Below are 3535 nucleotides of genomic sequence, written 5' to 3' on the forward strand. Positions count from 1 at the left end.
AGCGCCTGCCGGCAGAGCAGGCCCAGCTGTTCGAAGAGACGGTCGAAGCGGACCTGGCGGCGATGACCGAGGAGCTCGAACAGCTCTCCGGCAAACCGTCTGCCGCCAAGGGTCAGGCCAAACGCAAACCGCTGCCGCCCGAGCTTCCGCGCACCGAGGTCCGCCACGAGCCGGACAGCACCACCTGTGCCTGTGGCTGCCAGATGAAACGCATCGGCGAGGATGTCGCCGAGAAGCTCGACTACACGCCGGGCACCTTCAGCGTCGAGCGCCACATCCGCGGCAAGTGGGTGTGTGGTCAGTGTGAAACGCTGGTCCAGGCCCCGGTGCCCGCCCATGTGATCGACAAGGGCATCCCCACCGCGGGACTCCTGGCCCAGGTGCTGGTGGCCAAGTACCAGGATCATCTGCCGCTCTACCGCCAGGAAGGCATCTTCGGCCGGGCGGGCCTCGCGATTCCCCAATCCACGCTTGCCCAGTGGGTCGGCCAGATGGGTGTGCAGCTTAAGCCCCTGGTGGATGCGCTGAAGGAAGAGCTCCTCACCTTCCCGGTGCTGCACGCCGACGAGACGCCAGTGGCGATGCTCGACCCCGGGGCCGGCAAGACGCACCGGGCCTACCTGTGGTCCTACAGCATCGGCGCCCACGATCCGGTCCGGGCGGTGATCTACGACTTTGCCGACAGCCGCGCCGGCAAGCACGCCCAGGACTTCCTGGGCGACTGGCGCGGCACCCTCGTCTGCGACGATTACTCCGGCTACAAGGCCTTGATCGCCCAAGGCGTGACGGAAGCGGGCTGCATGGCCCACGCCCGACGCAAGTTTTTCGAGCTTCAGGAGCACGGGCAGAGCCAGATGGCCGGTGAGGCGCTGGAGCGGATCGCCGCCCTCTACGGCATCGAGCAAGATGCGCGGGAGCTGAAGGCCGAAGCCCGCCAGGCGCTACGGGAGACCCAGGCAAAGCCGCTGCTGGACGACTTCAAGACCTGGCTGCTGGCCTGCCGAGGGAAGATCCCCAACGGCTCATCCAGCGCCAAGGCCATCGACTACACCCTCAAGCGCTGGACGGCGCTGACCCATTACCTGACCGATGGAAACGTCCCCATCGATAACAACTGGATCGAGAACCAGATCCGGCCGATTGCCATCGGCCGCAAGAACTGGCTCTTTGCGGGTTCGCTGCGCGCCGGCAAGCGCGCGGCGGCGATCATGAGCCTGATCCAGTCGGCACGCCTCAACGGGCATGAGCCCTTCGCCTATCTGAAGGACGTCCTCACCCGCCTGCCGACGCAGCCGCAGAGTCGGATCGGGGAGTTGCTGCCGCATCGGTGGAAGCCGGAGTCAGCCTGAGGCTCGGTCAAGAGGGGATTGCCGGGGGCTTACGATCTGCAAGCAAAAAGGCCAACCTGAGAGGGTTGGCTTTTTTGTTGTCGGTGTCGATGTCTGGTCGGAGGGGGATCGGGCGTGGTCGAGATCCATCAAGCTCGTTCCAACAGGCCGCTCATCGGCCATTCCCGCTGTTTCACGCTCCGCGGAGCGTATGGCAGCTAGAGGCGGTAACTGCCGCCCAGCGTATGTCGCGCTGAATGACAGCCTTCTCGGTTTGGCGGCGGCCCACGAAGCGGCCTAGCCCGTTCTTACTACATGCTGCCGGCTGCCCGTACTATCGATTGCCTTTTGCCCGATTGTGAGTGATACAGAGCATCTGACAGTTGTTGGCAGAGCTCTCACCACCCTTGCTCCATGCGGAAACGTGGTCGGCGTCCATCTCCTTAACTGCGTAGAGCTTGCTCTTGTTGGAGTTCTCGCCGACCGCGCATAGCGGACAGTTTGACTTGCCCGTAGCCTGCGCCTCTGCGGTCTGCTTGTTGTAAGCGACCCGCTTCGTCTTGTCGTCGAACACGCGCACGGCCAACAACTTCTTGTCGCTCGAACCGCTGAGTAGGTACTCGAAAATTCCCTTGCCGTTAGTCACGTACTCATCGGCGGCCAGCTTCTGCACATCGTCCGACATCTTCTTCGGGTCGTAGCTCTGGCCATGGTACGTCTCATACAGCCTGCCCCACTCCAGACCGCGCATCTCGGGTAGAACATCCGTAAACACGGTGGAAGCCCAGTCAATCACGGCATTGAAATAACCCTTCAGCTCGTTGATGTTTTTGTCGTTGCGGTGACTGCTCATGTAACCGCCGATGTCGCCCTTGCTCACCCAATCGAGCGCCCGCTCCAGAAATTCCTGACGGTTGGCACTGCCCTTAATATAGGCGCTCCACTTTTGGATGTTCGCGTTCTGGCTATTGCTGAACTCTTCCTTGGCCATCGTGACGAACGGGCCTGAATAGATGGCGTTCAACAGTTCCTGCGCGTTGAGCGGCACGCCGGCGATGTTAATCGTCTCAAACCACTGCTTGATCTCTGTCTCCGTGCCCTCGCACTCGTAGATCAGCAGGCTCGCGTCCCGGATCCGCGCCTGTTGGTCGGCGGGGAGACTATCGAAGTTCTGCGGGTTGCTACCGTCCATAACTGCGAACTTGTTCGTGACAAACCGCCCGATGCTGGTGATACGCTGCTGGCCGTCGAGTACCTCGAACTTATCCTCCCCAACCTTGTTAAAGTAGATCAGCCCAAGCGGGTAGCCTTTGAGCAGCGACTGAATCACTGCCTGCTCGCGCTTTCCGCCGCCTTCGGCGTAGATGTAGTTTCGCTGATACTCTGGCTGAATGGTGAGTTTGCCGCCAAGGCCAAAAAGACCTTTACCTTCGAGCTGGTTGTAGACGAAGCCGTTGCAGATGTCGGCAACAGTTAGGTCGGTGCGGAGGGTGGTTTTCACGTATTACCCCCCCCTTGCGCGGCGGTGGCGGATGAAGATGCGCTTGTATTGCTGGATGAAATACTCGCCGTTCACGATGTAGTAGGTCTCGTCACTGGGTGGCTGCTTCAATTTTATTGCAACTCCATCGTTCAATTTGGAGACGTTGCTTCGCTTGCCTGCCGTGTCGACCTGAACCTGCACCCCGTATTTCGTTGTCTGTAACTCGTAGCTCTTCTCATACCCCAGAATCTCGAACTGCTCAGGGTTGTACTTGTCAAGAAACGTGACAGGGACCCCCATTACTCCGTCGTAATCGCTGGGAATTTCCTTGTAAGTCGCCACTTCTATCGCGTCGTAGTTGTCGTAGCGATCGTAAGTCGACTTGCCCCGAAGATTCCTACTGAACTTCAGGTTCTCGGAAGTGGTCATCAGGGGAAGCTCTTGGTGGCGGCGGCCATGGTCGAGGTTCGTGAACCACATGATACTTCCCATGCTGAAATACTTCGTGCCGTTCACGACCTTCTTGCGCGACTCGGTTTTGATGTCATAGTCATCTCTGACTTGAAACCACTTGGTTCCGCCGTTGTCGACACCGAGCCACAGCTTGTTCTCTTTGATGAGCGGGAAAACCTCCTTATACGTGATCGCGTTCTGGTTCCCAATGATCAAGAATTTCTTCCCATGCTCCACGAGCTGTGCAACGTATTCGCGGAACAGCGAGAAA

Annotated in this window: 3 protein-coding genes; 1 reads left to right on the forward strand and 2 read right to left on the reverse strand. The window is 59.6% G+C overall.

Going from position 1 to position 3535, the window contains the following annotated elements:
- A partial coding sequence (locus Q0672_RS09910; RefSeq protein WP_298621841.1) for an IS66 family transposase occupies nucleotides 1–1349 on the forward strand: 1349 nt, incomplete at its 5' end.
- A gap of 313 nt (nucleotides 1350–1662) precedes the next feature.
- On the opposite strand, the gene Q0672_RS09915 is transcribed toward Q0672_RS09910, so the two are convergent.
- On the reverse strand, nucleotides 1663–2829 hold the full coding sequence (locus tag Q0672_RS09915) for a DUF262 domain-containing protein (RefSeq protein ID WP_298621843.1): 1167 nt from the start codon (nucleotides 2827–2829) through the stop codon (nucleotides 1663–1665).
- Between the two features lie 3 nt (nucleotides 2830–2832).
- The coding region (locus Q0672_RS09920) for an adenine-specific methyltransferase EcoRI family protein (protein WP_298621845.1) at nucleotides 2833–3535 on the reverse strand (703 nt) is incomplete at its 5' end.

The sequence above is a fragment of the uncultured Zoogloea sp. genome, from assembly GCF_937894855.1.
Lineage (GTDB): Bacteria > Pseudomonadota > Gammaproteobacteria > Burkholderiales > Rhodocyclaceae > Zoogloea > Zoogloea oryzae.